Origin of the sequence: Streptomyces sp. NPDC001728 (genome assembly GCF_040297565.1) — a bacterium.
Taxonomy (GTDB): Bacteria; Actinomycetota; Actinomycetes; order Streptomycetales; family Streptomycetaceae; genus Streptomyces.
Genome location: NZ_JBEOZK010000005.1, coordinates 152,009 through 167,280, shown reverse-complemented (window position 1 = coordinate 167,280; position 15,272 = coordinate 152,009). Strand labels below are relative to the sequence as shown.

Sequence of the window (15,272 nt, the reverse complement as noted above, 5' to 3'; positions counted from 1 at the left end):
CCTGTCAGGCGCAGCCGAACCGGGCCGCCGCCCAGTCCCCGTGGTCCCCGCTCTTGGACCCGTTGGTGTCCGTGATCCGCAGCCGGACGTGCCGCGCCCCGGTCACGTCGACGTTCACGGGCAGGGTCGCGGAGGCGCCGGTGAGCCGGGGCGAGGTCCACAGGACCTTGCCGTCGGCCTCGACCGAGAAGGCCACCTCCCCGTAGCCGTTGATCTCGTCGTCGATGCCGACGTCGGCGGTGAGGGTGGTGCATCGGCCGCCGAGGTAGACCTCGATGTCGGAGTCGGCGTGGGCGCCGATGCCCTTCTCGTAGGTCTGTCCGGCCAGGGTGAGGGGCCGGCCGTCGGTGGCGCCGGACTCGCCGTTGGATCGGTCGCGTTCGGGCGGGCCCCAGCCGTTGGTGGACCGGAGCCAGACCAGGTCGCTCGCCCAGGCGTCGCCGGTCGGCGGCGGGGGCATCACACCGGCCGCGAACCGCTGGACGGCGGTGCGGTCGGTGTCCCCGGCGCGGTGGCGGGCGGTCGCCGTGAGGGTCGCCTCGCCGGGTGTGGCGTCCGCGGCGGGGGTGACGGCGACCTCGACCCGGCGGGTGGTGCCGGCCGGGACGCGGTCGACCGGCGCGGCCGGGGTGACCCGCCAGCCGGCCGGGACGTCCAGGGAGACCCGTACGTCGGTGGCGTCCCGGGTGCCCGCGGTGACGTCCACGGCGACGGTGCCGGGCACCCCGGCGCCGAGCTCCTGCCCGGTGGGTGCGGCCAGGACGGCGGAGGCGCCCGGTACGGCGCCGCCGACCGCGCTGGTGTCGGTCAGGCGCAGTTCGAAGGCGCGGCCGGTGGACAGGGCGGCCGTCTTGACCCGGACCACTCCCCCGCGCTCGTCGCGGTCGTACCACCAGCCCTGGGAGGCGGCCTCGAAGGCGGCCCGGGAGCCGAGGGCGGGCAGCTCGCGCCCGTCGAGCCGGACGGTGCCGGGGGCGTCGCCGGTGTGGAGCGTGAAGGCGTACGGCCGGGCGGTCGGCTTGCCCGTGTACGCGCCCCGGCTCGCGCCGATCCGGACGGTCACGTCGCCGGGGCCGCTGTTCGGGGCACGCACCTCGGCGCGCTGGGTGGCGTACCGGCCGGTGCGGTGGTCGCGGGTGACGCCGTCGTCCTCGTACAGCTCGAAGGAGGAGCTGCCCTGGGGGTAGATGTCCCAGGCGATCGGGTCGCCGGGGGCGCGGTCGGTGTACGAGCGGATGTCGCCGGGCCACATGGGGACGGTCGCCCCGGCCCGTACGAAGAGGGGCAGCGTGTCGAGCGGGGCACTGTAGTCGTCGAGGGTGACGGGGCCTTCGTAGGTGCGCCCGTTCCAGTAGTCGATCCAGGTGCCCTTCGGGAGATGGATACCGTCGCGCTCTACGGCGTCCTTGTAGACGGGGGCCACGAGGAAGTCCTCGCCGCTGAGGAACTCGTACTTCGCGGCCTCGGTCGCGGCCTTCGGGTCGTCCGGGTACTCCAGGGCGAGCGGCCGGGCGAGGCCGACGCCGGTCTTCGTGGCCCGGTACGCATGGCTGTAGATGTACGGCAGCAGTGCCTCGTGGAGCTTGAGGGAGGCGCGGTTGACCGTGGTGTAGGGCTCGCCGTACCGGAAGGGCTGCTTGTCGTTGGCCGCCCAGCCGTCCATGGTCATGGTGACGGGCAGGAAGGTCTTCCACTGGAGGTCGCGGGTGTACGTCTTGGCGCTGCCGCCGAAGATGCCGTCGACGTCACCGGTGGTGTAGGCGAGTCCGGACATGGACGCGCCCGCGTAGGTGGGGATCTGCCAGCGGATGTACTCCCAGCTGCCGGACTGGTCGCCGGACCACTGGACGCCGCATCGCTGGGCGCCGGACCAGCTCTCGGGGGCCCAGGTGAAGCCGCGGGCGTCGCTGTGGGCCTCGATGCCGGCGTGGGCGTCCTTGCAGCCGTCGAGGGCGAACTTGTAGCCCTCGCCGACCCAGGCGACGTCGAGCTTGGCGACCCGCTGGCCGGCCTTGACCTGCTCTTCGAGCTTGTCGATGCCGTCCTCGGTCCAGAGGCCGAGCTTCATGCCGCGCTGCCCGAGCCCCGCGGAGGCCTCGGGGAGGTTCTCGTGGCCGCAGCCGTAGCCGTCGTTGACGAGCATCCACCCGTTGGGCATGTCGTTGGCGACGTAGCCGTCGGCGACCTTCAGGGCGTCGAGGGTGCGGCGCTCGCCCCGGTTGGCGTTGTGGAGGTAGCAGTCGGCGTCGCCGATCTCCAGGCCGTACACGGGCGGCAGGAAGGGCTTGCCGGTGAGCCGGGTGTACTGGCCGATGACGTCCTTGACGGCGTCGCGGCCGGTGCCGGCGAAGTAGTAGGCGTCGAAGCGCTGTTCCTTCGCGCTGGTGGTGACGGGCTCGGTGAAGGCGTAGGTGTTGGGGGCGTAGGTGTTGCGGTAGACGCCGTATCCGGCGGAGGAGAGGTAGAAGGGGACCGAGTTGGGGTGGCCGCCGTCGTTCCAGTTGTAGTCGGCGCCGACCTCGACGGTCTTGTCGCGGTGGGAGGTGTTGCCCCGCCCGTTCTGCATCCCGGCGCCGTAGAACTGCTCGGTGGCGCCGCGGTCGAGGGTCTGGGTGGTGCGGTCGGCGGTCCAGCTGAGGCCGCTGGCCTCGCTCCACAGCGAGGTGCCGTCGGCGCGGACGGCGGCGAAGCGGAGCGGGGACTTGTAGGCCCGCAGGGTCACCTTGGCGGTGCTCAGTTCGTAGCGGTCGCCCCGGTCGCGCCAGCGGGTGGCCGGGGGCGGGCCCTGGGGCAGGGTGATGTCGGTGCCGGTGGGGTCGGTGAACGTGCCGTCGGGGGCCAGTTCGATGCGGAAGGTATCGGCGGTGACGAAGCTGACCCGGGCCTGGGCCCGGCCGGCGGTCAGCCGGTAGACGGCTCCGTCGGCCGCGAAGGCGGTGACCTCGCCGACGGTGGTGCCGGGAGTCGGTGCGGAGGTGTCGGACGGTTCGGCGGTGGCGGTGGCACCGGGGCCCGCGAGGGCGGTGAGCAGCCCGAGCAGTGCACCGGCGACCGCAGCTCTCATGCGCATTGATGATTGCATGGGGCTTATTTAGCGCAGATTCGAGCATCGCGACAGGGCAAAAAGGAACCGCCCCCGGACTTCGTCAGGAAGTCCAAGGGCGGTTGCACAAACGGGAGTTGCGCGGGAGGGGTACTACAGGGCGACGCCCAGGAGTGCGTCGACGGCGCGGGAGACGAGTCCGGGGGCGGAGTCGTCGTCGCCGCCCTCGGCCGTCTGGAGCGCGGCCCAGCGGTCCACCGCGGCGAGCGCGGTGGGGGTGTCGAGGTCGTCGGAGAGCGCCTCGCGGAGCTCCTCGACGAGCGCGTCGGCGGGGGTGCCGTCGGGGCGGGAGACGGCGGCGCGCCAGCGCCCGAGGCGCTCCACGGCGTCCTGGAGGACCTGGTCGGTCCACTCCCAGTCGTCGCGGTAGCGGTGGGAGAGGAGCGCGAGCCGGATGGCGGCCGGGTCGACGCCGTCGCGGCGGAGCTTCGAGACGAAGACCAGGTTGCCGCGCGACTTGGACATCTTCTCGCCGTCGAGGCCGACCATGCCGGCGTGGACGTACGCCTTGGCCATCGGGAACTCGCCGGTGAGGGCCTGGGCGTGGGAGGCGCCCATCTCGTGGTGCGGGAAGATCAGGTCGGACCCGCCGCCCTGCACGTCGAAGCCCATGCCGAGGTGGTCGAGGGCGATGGCGACGCACTCGATGTGCCAGCCGGGGCGGCCCGCGCCGAGGCTGGCGCCGTCCCAGCTCGGCTCGCCCTCGCGGGCGGCCATCCAGAGCATCGGGTCGAGCGGGTTCTTCTTGCCGGGGCGCTCCGGGTCCCCGCCGCGCTCGGCGGAGAGGTGGCGCATCAGCTCGTCGGTGTAGTTCGAGACCTGCCCGAAGTGCGGGTCGGCGTCGACGGAGAAGTAGACGTCGCCTTCCAGCTCGTAGGCGGCACCGGAGTCACGCAGGCGCTCGACGAGCGGGACGATGCCGGGTATGGCCTCGACGGCGCCGATGTAGTGCTGCGGGGGCAGCATCCGCAGGGCGGTCATGTCCTCGCGGAAGAGGGCGGTCTCGCGCTCGGCGAGGCCGACCCAGTCGATGCCGTCGCGGATCGCGCGCTCAAGGAGCGGGTCGTCCACGTCCGTGACGTTCTGGACGTAGTGCACCTGCCGCTTGGTGTCGAGCCACACGCGCTGAACGAGGTCGAACGCGTTGTAGGTCGCCGCGTGACCCATGTGGGTCGCGTCGTACGGCGTGATGCCGCAGACGTAGATACGGGCGACGGGGCCGGGGGCGAGGGTGACTCGTCCGCCGGTCGCGGTGTCGTGGATCCGGAGGTCGCGGCCCTTGCCAGGAAGGGCGGGGACCTCAGAAGCGGGCCAGGCATGCATGACCCGAGCGTAACCGGACAGGTGTTCCGGATACGAACCGGATCCGGGATCTTGACCGATTAGGCGCTCTTGCGGGTCTCAGGCGTGCATGCATACCCCCCAGGGGTGCACACCCATCCCCCCGCGCCTTGGCCGAGACTTTTCGGTCGGTCTCAGACCGGCGGCCAGGGGATCGCCGGCCACTGCCCCGAGGGCTCCGGATGCCGTCCGGTGGCGCGCAGCGCCCCCACCCGGGCGCGTACCGCCGCCACCTCGGCGCCGGTCAGCAGTTCCGCCAGACGGGTGGCGAGCGGCGCCCCGGGCGCCAGCGAGCGGTCGAGCCCGTCGAGTACCCCGGCCGCCTCTGCGGGCAGCTCCTCGCCCGCCCAGCCCCACAGCAGGGTGCGCAGCTTGTCGTCGACGTGGAAGGTGACCCCGTGGTCTATGCCGTAGAGGTGCCCGTCGGGGGCCGGGAGCAGATGCCCGCCCTTGCGGTCGCCGTTGTTGATCACGGCGTCCAGGACGGCGAGCCGCCGCAGCTCCGGGGTGTCCGCGTGGACCAGCAGCGCCGTGCGGTCCTCGTCGACCTGGGCGGGCCCGACGGCCTTCCAGCCCTCTCCCGGCTCGGCGTCCTCGGTGAGGGCGAGCAGCCGGGCCCCGGGATCGGCCTCGATCCACAGCTGGACCATGCCCTCGCCGTACGGTCCGTCGCGGAGCACCGTCGGCGGCACCAGGCCCCAGCCGGTCGCCTCGGAGATCTCGTACGCGGCGACCTCCCGCTGCGCGAGGGTGCCGTCGGGGAAGTCCCACAAGGGCTGCTCCCCCGCGACCGGCTTGTAGACGCAGGCCGCCTCGCGTCCCTCGTAGGCGACGGAGCAGTACAGGACGGCGTTGGAGGCCTCGCGGACCCGGCCGCGGACGGTCAGCTCACCGTGGGCGAGCAGCTCGGCGTCCTGGGTCGAAGGGCTGCTCATGCTCCGCGGCGGTATCCGTTCTGACGCGGGCAGACATGGCCCTCGGGGTCCAGCGGCAGGCTGCAGAGCGGGCAGGGCGGACGGCCGGCGTTGACCACGTCCAGGGCCCGCTTGGCGAAGGCCCGCGCCTGGGCGCCGCTGAGGCGGACCCGGAGCATCGGCGGGCCGTTCTCCTCGTCCTGGAGCATGCGCTCCTCGGCCTCGGCGAGGTCCTCCTCGGAGTCCACGTCGAGCTCGACGAGCGCCTGCGCCTCCACGATCATGCGCTGCTCCTCGCCGTCCCAGGCGAGTGCCATGGTGCCGACCCGGAACTCCTCCTCGACCGGTACGTCGAGGGGGGCGCTGTCCGAGACCTCGGCGGGGGCGACGGCGGGGACGGGCGCGTTGCCCCCGGTGCGGCGGACGACCTCGTCGAGGAGTTCGTCCATGCGCTCGGCGAGCGCGGCGACCTGCGTCTTCTCCAGGGCGACGCTGGTGACCCGGCCGGCCGCGGACGCCTGGAGGAAGAACGTACGGCGGCCAGGCAGCCCGACCGTACCGGCCACGAAACGCTCCGGTGGGTCGTAGAGGAACACCTGACGGGACACGTTTCCCGGCTCCCTTGCGTCTCGACAGTCGTACTACAGCGGCGCGTCCACCCTACTGCGCGAAGGGATCACGGTGCGCCCGCACCGCCCCCGACGGCGGCCGTCCCGCTGCTGTCGGGGTGCTCGCGGGGGCCGAACCCGGCGAAGTCCCCGGTGTCGCCGAGGCGGAGGAGGAAGGGACGCGTGCGCGTCCAGCGGATCACGGTGACCGAGCAGGGGTCGACGTGGATGCGCTGGAAGAGGTCGAGGTGGAGGCCGAGGGCGTGCGCCACGAGCGACTTGACGATGTCGCCGTGCGAGCACATGACGTAGCAGGCGTCCTCGCCGTGCTCGGCGTCGATCCTCGCGTTCCAGTCGTGGACGGCGTCGACGGCGCGGGCCTGCATCGCGCGCATGGACTCGCCGCCGGGGAAGGCGGCGGCGGAGGGGTGCGCCTGGACGATCTCCATGAGGGGTTCGTCGTTCAGCTCGGCCAGTTTGCGGCCGGACCAGTCGCCGTAGTCGCACTCGTTGACGCGGTCCTCGACGTACAGCGGAACGTCCGGGCGGGCTTCGAGGAGGGGCCGCACGGTCTCCCGGCAGCGCTGGAGCGGGCTGGAGACGACGGCGGCGAGCGGGACGTCCGCGAGGCGCCCGGGGAGCGCGGCGGCCTGCGCGGCCCCGCGCTCGTCGAGGGCGATCCCGGGCGTGCGCCCGGCGAGGACCCCGGAGGTGTTGGCGGTGGAGCGTCCGTGCCGGACGAGGATCAGCGTGGCCATGGCCGCCAGCCTAGGCGGTGTCCGGCGGTTCCCCGGCGGGCGGGGAACCGGTCGTTCTCCCGGCGGCCCGGAGGGCGGTCGGGGAGGTCCGGGCGGATCCACGCGTGCGTACCGGGGCCGTTCGATGGAGAATACGGCCCGTGATCGTGGACTCTGCCATCTACCGGGACGGGCGCCGTACGGCCGGGCCCTCCGACCTCTCCGACGCCCTGGCGGAGGCACGCGCCACCGGGGACGCCTTCCTCTGGGTGGGGCTCCACGAGCCCACGGAGGCGGAGTTCGACCATGTGGCCTCCGAGTTCGCCCTGCACCCGCTCGCCGTCGAGGACGCCCTCAAGGCCCACCAGCGGCCCAAGCTGGAGGTCTACGACGACTCGCTGTTCGCGGTGCTCAAGCCGATCGTGTACGAGCCGGAGAGCGACCGGGTCTCGTCCGGCGAGCTGATGCTGTTCATGGGCGACTCGTTCGTGGTGACGGTGCGGCACGGCGAGGGCGCGCCGCTCGCGGAGGTGCGTCGGCGACTGGAGGCCGACCCGGAGGTGCTGAAGCACGGACCGACGGCGGTGCTGTACGCGGTGAGCGACACGATCGTGGACCACTACCTCGATGTGACGGGCGAGCTCCAGGTCGACCTGGAGGAGCTGGAGGCGGACGTCTTCGCGCCCTCCGGGGGCAATCCGACGAACACCGCCGCGCGGATCTACACGGCGAAGCGGCAGGTCCTGGAGTTCCGGCGGGCCAGCGGTCCGCTCGCCGGGCCGATGGCCCGGCTGACGGCGGGCTCGGTGCCGTTCGTGAACGAGCACTCGCAGCCCTTCTTCCGGGACGTCAACGACCATCTGCTGCGCTCCAACGAGCAGGTGGAGGGGCTCGACCGGCTGCTGTCGGACGTGCTGTCGGCGCATCTGGCCCAGATGGGCGTGCGGCAGAACGACGACATGCGGAAGATCTCGGCGTGGGCGGCCATGGCCGCGGTCCCCACGATGGTCGCGGGGATCTACGGGATGAACTTCGATCACATGCCCGAGCTGCACTGGGCGTGGTCGTACCCGGTGGTGATCGGCCTGATGGCGGGCATCGTCCTCACGCTGTACCGGATGTTCAAGCGGCGCGGCTGGATGTGAGGCCGCGCCCCGGGACCCCGGGGCCGGCCTGGGAGCCGGGACCGCAGGCACGGGTCAGAAGGCGGGGGCGGGGGCAGCGGGGCCGCCGAGGGCGTCGAGTCGCTCGGGCATCCGCAGGTCGACCATCCGGTGCCACCCGGCGACCCGCTCGTACGCGTACATGGCGTTGATCCCGGCGGCGAGGACGGCCGCCTTGGGCCTGGGCCAGTCCAGGATGCGGCCCATGTGGCGCATGACGGCGAGGCTGACGTCGCGGTAGACCCGGATCTCGGCGAGGGCCGAGTCGCGCAGGGTCCGCTGGATGAGCCGGCCGTGGCCCGCGCGCGCGAGGCGGAGGAGTTCCTCGTGGCAGTAGGCGAGGTGGTTGGCCTCGTCGTTGTCGATCATGCGGATGGCCCGGCCCAGTTCGGGGTGGTCCCCGAAGTACGTCACGAGCATGGTCATCTGGTCGGCGGCCCGCTGCTCGGTGACCCTGCTGTGGGCGAGGTAGACGATCACGTCCTTCTCGGTCAGCCGCTGGTCCCGGCGGAGCTTGTCGTGCGCCAGACCGATGCCGCGCTGTTCGAGCAGCATCGTGTAGTCGGTGTCCGGCGGTACGGGGACGGGTTCGAGGCCGCGCTTCTTCATCAACGCGTTGAAGATCCGCCCGTGCTTGTCCTCGTCGGCGCCGTGCCGGGTGATCTTGGGCGTGAGCTCCTTCATGCCGGGGGCGACGAGGGCCGCGATCCGGGCGTTCTCCCAGCCGCCCTGCGACTCACCGCTCGCCGCGATCGAGCAGAAGAGCCGGAAGGACTCGTCCTCGTCGATGATTTCCTGGAACAGGCTCCTGGCCGTGAGCATCGCCGCCACCTCCGTGCGGACGTCCGCGTTCCGTACGTCCCGGGAGACCGAGTCAAGTGCCGTCGGCGCCGAGGGGCAACAGGAGGGCTCCCAGGGCTCGGCCGAAAGAGTGAGCCCGGAAGGCGTAACCGGGGGGCCCGTGGAGCGTTGTGCTGCATGACGGCCGTGGCGGGGAAGACCCCCGAGCCCCCACCACGGCCGCAGAAACCACTTCTCGACGGCGCTCCCGCTGTTACGCCAGGCCCGCCCGCTCCATCGCCTCGACGCCCGCCCGCAGGGCCGCCAGCCGCTCGTCCAGGGTGAAGCCGGCCGGGGCGAGGGTGAGGGTGGTGACCCCGGCCTCGGCGTACGCCGTCATCCGCTCGGCGATCCGCGCCACGGAGCCCAGCAGGGTGGTCTGGTCGATCAGGCTCTGCGGCACGGCCGCCGCCGCGCCCGTCTTGTCGCCGGCCAGGTACTTGTCCTGGATCTCGGCGGCCTCCTTCTCGTAGCCCATGCGCTGCGCGAGCTGGTTGTAGAAGTTCTGCTTGCGGCTGCCCATGCCGCCGACGTAGAGCGCGGTGTACGGGCGGAACACGTCCGCCAGGGCGTCGACGTCCTCGCCGAGGGCCAGCGGCAGGGTCGGGCAGACGTCGAAGCCGTCCATCGTCAGACCGGCCTTCTCGCGGCCCGCGCGCAGGTGCCGCAGCGCGGTCTCCTCGAGATGGGCGGCGGAGGGGAAGATCAGCAGGGCGCCGTCGGCGATCTCGCCGGTCTGCTCCAGGTTCTTCGGTCCGATGGCGGCGATGTAGAGCGGGATGTGCTCGCGCTCCGGGTGCACGGTGAGCTTGATCGGCTTGCCGGGGCCGCCGGGCAGCGGCAGCGTCCAGTGCTCGCCCTCGTGGGTGAGGCGCTCGCGGGACATCGCCTTGCGGACGATCTCGACGTACTCGCGCGTCCTGGACAGCGGCTTGTCGAACTTCACGCCGTACCAGCCCTCGGAGACCTGGGGTCCGGAGACGCCGAGGCCGAGCCGGAACCGGCCGCCGGTGAGCGAGTCCAGGGTGGCGGCGGTCATCGCCGTCATCGCGGGCTGACGGGCCGGGATCTGCATGATCGCCGAGCCCACGTCGATCCGCTCGGTCTTCGCCGCGACCCAGGCGAGCACGGTGGGGGCGTCGGAGCCGTAGGCCTCGGCGGCCCAGCACACGTCGTAGCCGAGGCGGTCCGCCTCCTGGGCGACGGCGAGGTTGTCGCCGTCCATGCCCGCACCCCAGTAGCCGAGGTTGATGCCGAGCCGCATGTCCACGCACCCCTTACCCATCAGTAACGTCCCTGTGGGCCGGACTCTAGCGCGCGGCCGGGGCATCCGTCAGGACGTGGTTGTCCACAGGCTCTCTCCGCGTGGTGCCCTGGCCAGTAATCTCGCGCCCATGGAGCAGAGGCATCTCGGACGTACCGGCCTGCGTGTGTCGCGCATCGGACTCGGCACCCTCACCTGGGGCCGGGACACCGACGAGCACGACGCCGCCGAGCAGTTGAAGGCGTTCTGGGACGCGGGCGGCACGCTCGTGGACACCGCCGACGTGTACGGCGGGGGCGAGGCCGAGTATCTGCTCGGACGTCTGATGGAGCGGCTCGTCTCCCGGCAGGACCTCGTCCTCTCGACCAAGGCCGGCAGCGTGCCGGACCCCGACCGGCGCACGGACGGCTCGCGGGGGCACCTGCTCGCCGCGCTCGACGCCTCCCTCGCCCGGCTCGGCACCGACCACGTCGACCTGTGGCAGTTGCACGCCTACGACCCGTACACGCCCCTGGAGGAGTCCCTCCAGGCCCTCGACATCGCCGTACGCAGCGGGCGGGCGCGGTACGCGGGCGTGTCGAACTTCTGCGGCTGGCAGCTCGCGAAGGCGGGCACCTGGCAGCTCTCCGGGGACCGTACCCGGCTCGCGGGGGCGCAGCTGGAGTACTCGCTCCTCCAGCGGGGCGTGGAGCGCGAGGTGCTGCCCGCCGCCCAGGACCTCGGGATAGGCCTGCTGCCCTCGTCACCGCTCGGACGGGGGGTCCTGACGGGCAAGTACCGCACCGGGACCCCGACGGACTCGCGGGGCGCCTCGGAGACGATGGCGCCGTTCGTGGAACCGTACCTGGACGAGGCGGCGAGCCGGATCGTGGACGCGGTCGCGACCGCCGCCGACGGCCTCTCGACGACCCCGCTGCACGTGGCGCTCGCCTGGGTCCGCGACCGGCCCGGAGTGACCGCCCCGATCGTCGGCGCGCGCACCGCACGCCAGCTCACGGCCGCGTTGTCGGTGGAGACCCTTAGTCTTCCTGACGAGATCTGTCGGGCGCTGGACGATGTGTCGGCGCCCGTGCACCGCTATCCGGATCACGACTGGAGCACCTTGTGACCGAGCCTTCCGGGGAGACCGCGCCCGAGGCACCCGAGGACGTGGAGCCGACCGAGGACGCGCAGGAGGCCGACGCCACGGCACCGGTCGCGGTCGGGGACCCCTCCGAGGAGCCCGCCACGCAGGACGGGCCGAGCGACGAGCCGAAGGACGAAGCCGGGGCCGCAGACGAGGCCGACGCCGACGCGGCCGACGCCGACGCGGCCGGTGCCGGAGCTGCCGACGCGGCGGGGGCCGAGACCGGGGAGGCCGTCGCCGAGGCCGCCGACACGCCCGAGTTGAGTGACGCGCAGGCCGAGCTCGCCGCGCAGCGGGAGCTGCGGGCCAGGATCGAGGCGCGGAAGGCCGAGAAGGAAGGGCCGCTCGCCAGCGGCGCCAAGCTGAGCGGCACGGCGGCCGACCTCCTCGCGGCCGTACGGGCCGTCGAGGGCGGCTCGGCCCCGGGCACCGCGTTCTACGAGGCCCCCGCGCCCGCCCCCCGGCGCCCCTCCCCCGAGGCGTCCCCGGCCGCGACCGTACGGCCCCCCGCGCCCCCGCACGCCCCCGCACCGGCCCCCGGCACCACCGAGGCCGTACGGGAGGTCCTGGCCAAGGGCGGCGCACCCGAGGCGCTGGCCGGGCAGGTCGCCGGCGCCCTCGGCGAGGGCGCGGCCTCGGCCCTGCTCGACGACCCCTGGCAGCTGCTCGCGGTGCCCGGGGTGCGCACGGAGCAGGCCGACGGCTTCGCACGGGCGCTGCTCGGTGCCGCGTGCGGCCCCGACGACCCCCGCCGCACGGTCGCCCTGACGGTGTGGCTGCTGGAGCGGGCCGCGCTCCAGGGGCACACCGCCCTGGAGATCCAGGCCGTGCGCGCCGGACTCACCGGGCACCGGGTGCCCGACCCCGAGGCGGCGGTCGGGGAGGCGATCTCCACGGGCGCGGTCCTCGTCTTCCAGGAGGAGGAGACCCCCGCGGAGGAGCCCGAGGCGGACGAGACGGACGAGGAGCCCGAGGCGCCCGTCTCCGAGGAGCCCGCCCCGCCCGTGCTCCTCGGGCTCGACCGGTACGCGCTCGCGGAGGAGAGCCTCGCGGACGGTCTCGCCCGGCTGGTCAAGACGGCGACGGCCGACGACTGGGACGGCTCCGAGCTGGAGCGCGCCGCCGGTGCGCACGGCCTCGTGCTGCACACCGGCGGCGAGGCCTCCCGCGCCGAGCCGGTGGCCCTCGCGGCGGCGGCCCGCGCGCGCGGGCTGCGCACCCTGGTCGCCGTCCACGCCGACAGCGGACGCCGCGCCCTCGGAACCGAGGCGGCGGACGCGGTGACGGTCGCCGCGCTGCTCTCCGGTACGGCGGGTCCCGGCCGCGACGAGGAGGGCGCCTTCGCGCTGGATCTCCTGGTGGTGCTCGACGCGCCGCAGCTGGACGTGGAGACGGCCGCGATGCTCGTGGAGTCCCTTCCGGACGGCTGCCGTCTGGTGCTGAGCGGCGACCCGGAGGTCCTGGGCGCGCCCGGTGCGGGGCGGGTCTTCTCCGATGCGCTCGCCGCCCGGGTGTGCCCCCGGATCGCCTCCCGGCTGCCCGACCCGGGGCCGCTCGGCGAGCTGGTCTCGGGCATCGGCGCCGGAGAGCTGAACCAGGTCGAGGCCCCCGGCAAGGAGATCGTGATCGTCCCCGTGCGGGACGCCGGCGAGGCCGTGCACCGTACGGTCCAGCTGGTGGCCGACTCGGTGCCCCGGGCGATCGGGGTGCCCCCGGAGCAGACACAGGTCCTCACGGTCGGCCACGGCGGCTCGGCGGGGACGCGCGCGCTGAACGCGGCGCTCAAGCAGCGGCTCAACCCCGGCCCCGGCCGCTTCGGCGGCTACGACCCGGGGGACCGGGTCGCGTACGCGCCCGTGCCGGGGCGGACGGTGACGGGCACGGTCCTGTCGGCCGACGCCGAGGGCCTGCGGCTGCGGTGCGCGGACGAGGAGATCCTCGTACCCCGGGACCGGGTGGAGTCGGCGCTGCGGCACGGCTGGGCCCTCACCGCCCACCAGGCGGCCGGGGCGCGCTGGCCCGCGGTGGTCGTGGTGCTGCCCGGGGACGCCGCCGGGGGCCTGAGCAGGCCGTGGGTGTACACGGCCTTCGGCCGGGCGGAGCGCCATCTGTCGGTCGTGCACGGCGTGGACCAGGCGCTGCCGCGTGCCGTGGCCGAGGGGGTGGTTCCGGAGCGTACGACGCGGCTTCGGCCGCTCCTCGAAGCCCTGCTGGCCGTGCCCGAGGAGTAGACCGGGCAAGGACCGCCGGAGGGCCGGGACACCACGATCGGTGTCCCGGCCCTCCGCCGTCTCCCCCGGCTCTCCGTACCGTCAGGAGCCGGAGCCGCCGGCCCGTTCCTCCGCGTCGCCGTCGCCGTCGCCGCCCTCGTCCTCGTCCTCGTCCTCGTCGAAGACGGAGCTGACGTCGAAGCGGCAGATGATCCGTTCCGGATCGGCGTGGTCGAAGGGGGCGTTGAGCCACTCCCCCGGTTCCGGGAGTTCCTCGGCGGCGGTGACCCAGAGCGTGGAGTCCCCCTCCTCCAGGCCGAACTCCTTGTGCCGGGAGGCGATCTCGTCGGGTTCGAACTCGCCGAAGAGCACGCCCAGCGCGGCGAGCGGCGAGACGCCGGCCCTTGCGGCCGGTCCCGTGGTGTCCGCCGGGCCGTCGATCTCGGCGACGCGGCGGGCCTGGGCGAGAAGTCGTTGGGGTTCCGCCACGGCGTAGTCGCGGCGGATCAGCACGCTGAGGGCATGGGGTTCGTCAGGTCCGGCGTAGGGCGGCAGGGCGCCGTCCGCTCCGGGGATCTCGAAGGGGGTGACCTCGTCGTAGCGGTCGTAGAGGAGTTCGTCGTACGCCTCGGCCGCCGTGGCGAGGGCGTTGAAGGCTTCGTAGACGGCCGGGTCGTCGTCCCCCGTGCGGCGTTCGACCGCCGCGAGGTGACGGTCCAGTGCGGCTTTGACCGCCTCGGCGGCGGCGCGTACCTCGGCAGCGGTGGGCTGCGCAGCATCAGACATGGGACAGACGCTATCCGTACCGGGCCGGTGCCCGCACAATAGATGCGATGCCGGAATACGAATTTGTCGACGTGTACGTGCCGCGCGGCGTCTCCCGCAAGGAGGCGGCGCGGCTGCTGACCGACCATGCCGAGTACGGACACTGGGAGTTGGACCGTCTGAGCCTGCACCGGGACGGGAGCCGCAGGGTGCGGCTGAAGCGGCGGATCATCCGCCAGGTCCGGGCGACCTGGTAGCGGAACAGGACGGCGAGAAGGGGCCCCGGTGCGGGGCCCCTTGTGCGTGGTGCGCGACCGGGGCGCCTCAGGCGGCGTTGCGGGCGCGTCGGTAGATCAGCGATCCGGCGAGCAGCAGACCGGCACCGGCGGGGACGATCACGCCGAGCGGCCCGGAACCTGTCTCGGCGAGCTCCTCGACGCCGCGCGGCGGAGTGAGGACCTGTGTCCCGGGAGTGTTCGGCCCGACCTCGCCGGGGGTACCCGGGTGACCGGGAGTGCCAGGAGTACCGGGAGTACCGGGCGTGCCAGGAGTACCAGGGGTGCCAGGCGTACCAGGGGTGCCAGGGGTCCCGGGCGTACCAGGAGTGCCGGGAGTACCAGGGGTCCCAGGGGTCCCCGGGGTCCCCGGGGTCTCCTCCCCGTAACCCGTGTCCCCGTCGTCCTCGCCGTAGCCGCCCTCCTCGCCGTAGCCCCCGTCCGCGCCGTTCGCGCAGTCGTTGCCCGCGACGGCGTTGCCCAGGCCGATGCCCGTGACGCTGTTGCCGCACACGTTCACCGGGACATCGACCGGCACCTCGACGGTGTTGCCGGAGGCGACCCCGGGAGAGCGGCTGGTGTGCCCACCGGCGGACGAGCCGCCGGGACCGCCGGGCCCGGAGATGTCGGCACAGGTGTTTCCCATCGCCGGATTCAGCACTCCGACGACATTGACGGTGTTTCCGCAGGCGTTCACCGGAACGTGCACCGGGACCTGGACGGAATTTCCGGACGCGACGCCCGGGGAATTCGTGGCCGTACCGTACGCACCGGAATCGGCGTGCGCGTATCCGCCACCGATGGCGGCGAAAACGCCTCCGGCTGCCGCAACGATGACCAGACCCTTGCGCGTGACCTGTCGCATAGCTTGTTTCCCTGCCTGCTCGGCTTCGAAAGAGTGCCACCGGGCCGAGGACCCGGGGCGG

Annotated in this window: 13 protein-coding genes; 4 read left to right on the top strand and 9 right to left on the bottom strand. The window is 73.3% G+C overall.

From position 1 onward, the window contains the following. Positions 1-4 precede the first annotated feature (4 nt). The 5 genes from ABT154_RS10500 to ABT154_RS10480 all read right to left on the bottom strand — a co-directional run bounded on the left by ABT154_RS10500 (position 5) and on the right by ABT154_RS10480 (position 6,724). Entirely contained in the window at positions 5-3,082 is a 3,078-nt protein-coding gene (locus ABT154_RS10500) for an NPCBM/NEW2 domain-containing protein (RefSeq protein ID WP_351855428.1), read from the bottom strand. 114 nt (positions 3,083-3,196) lie between these two features. Further along, complete coding sequence (gene mshC, locus ABT154_RS10495; RefSeq protein ID WP_351855426.1) at positions 3,197-4,426, bottom strand: cysteine--1-D-myo-inosityl 2-amino-2-deoxy-alpha-D-glucopyranoside ligase; 1,230 nt, start codon at positions 4,424-4,426, stop codon at positions 3,197-3,199. A 152-nt stretch (positions 4,427-4,578) separates the two neighbouring features. Further along, positions 4,579-5,379 (bottom strand): SCO1664 family protein, encoded by an 801-nt coding sequence (locus ABT154_RS10490; protein ID WP_351855423.1) that lies wholly within the window; start codon positions 5,377-5,379, stop codon positions 4,579-4,581. Then, a complete protein-coding gene (locus tag ABT154_RS10485) occupies positions 5,376-5,966 on the bottom strand; it encodes a DUF3090 domain-containing protein (RefSeq protein ID WP_317876817.1) in 591 nt (196 codons plus the stop codon). The genes ABT154_RS10490 and ABT154_RS10485 overlap by 4 nt, the downstream gene beginning before the upstream one ends. Before the next feature lie 68 nt (positions 5,967-6,034). Continuing rightward, on the bottom strand, positions 6,035-6,724 hold the full coding sequence (locus ABT154_RS10480) for a histidine phosphatase family protein (protein WP_351855419.1): 690 nt from the start codon (positions 6,722-6,724) through the stop codon (positions 6,035-6,037). 131 nt (positions 6,725-6,855) lie between these two features. Here ABT154_RS10480 and corA point away from each other — a divergent pair, with 131 nt between their 5' ends. Next, entirely contained in the window at positions 6,856-7,848 is a 993-nt protein-coding gene (gene corA, locus ABT154_RS10475; protein ID WP_351855784.1) for a magnesium/cobalt transporter CorA, read from the top strand. Positions 7,849-7,902: 54 nt separating this feature from the next. On the opposite strand, the gene ABT154_RS10470 is transcribed toward corA, so the two are convergent. Both ABT154_RS10470 and ABT154_RS10465 read right to left on the bottom strand, forming a co-directional pair. Then, positions 7,903-8,688: a ferritin-like domain-containing protein gene (locus ABT154_RS10470; protein WP_351855415.1), complete on the bottom strand. Its 786-nt coding sequence runs from the start codon at positions 8,686-8,688 to the stop codon at positions 7,903-7,905. A gap of 232 nt (positions 8,689-8,920) precedes the next feature. Continuing rightward, complete coding sequence (locus tag ABT154_RS10465) at positions 8,921-9,970, bottom strand: LLM class F420-dependent oxidoreductase (RefSeq protein ID WP_351855782.1); 1,050 nt, start codon at positions 9,968-9,970, stop codon at positions 8,921-8,923. 130 nt (positions 9,971-10,100) lie between these two features. Between ABT154_RS10465 and ABT154_RS10460 the strand changes: the two genes are divergently transcribed. Both ABT154_RS10460 and ABT154_RS10455 read left to right on the top strand, forming a co-directional pair. Then, entirely contained in the window at positions 10,101-11,078 is a 978-nt protein-coding gene (locus ABT154_RS10460) for an aldo/keto reductase (RefSeq protein ID WP_351855413.1), read from the top strand. Then, positions 11,075-13,327, top strand: a complete 2,253-nt coding sequence (locus ABT154_RS10455) for a helix-hairpin-helix domain-containing protein (RefSeq protein ID WP_351855411.1) — start codon at positions 11,075-11,077, stop codon at positions 13,325-13,327. The genes ABT154_RS10460 and ABT154_RS10455 overlap by 4 nt, the downstream gene beginning before the upstream one ends. A gap of 81 nt (positions 13,328-13,408) precedes the next feature. Here the strand turns inward: ABT154_RS10455 and ABT154_RS10450 are convergent, their stop codons facing one another. Continuing rightward, complete coding sequence (locus tag ABT154_RS10450) at positions 13,409-14,092, bottom strand: hypothetical protein (protein WP_351855409.1); 684 nt, start codon at positions 14,090-14,092, stop codon at positions 13,409-13,411. Positions 14,093-14,139: 47 nt separating this feature from the next. Here ABT154_RS10450 and ABT154_RS10445 point away from each other — a divergent pair, with 47 nt between their 5' ends. Continuing rightward, positions 14,140-14,328 carry a DUF5703 family protein gene (locus tag ABT154_RS10445; protein ID WP_030692832.1) on the top strand — a complete coding sequence of 63 codons (189 nt, stop codon included), beginning with the start codon at positions 14,140-14,142 and terminating at the stop codon, positions 14,326-14,328. A 67-nt stretch (positions 14,329-14,395) separates the two neighbouring features. On the opposite strand, the gene ABT154_RS10440 is transcribed toward ABT154_RS10445, so the two are convergent. Next, complete coding sequence (locus tag ABT154_RS10440; protein ID WP_351855406.1) at positions 14,396-15,211, bottom strand: chaplin; 816 nt, start codon at positions 15,209-15,211, stop codon at positions 14,396-14,398. Between the last annotated feature and the right edge of the window lie 61 nt (positions 15,212-15,272).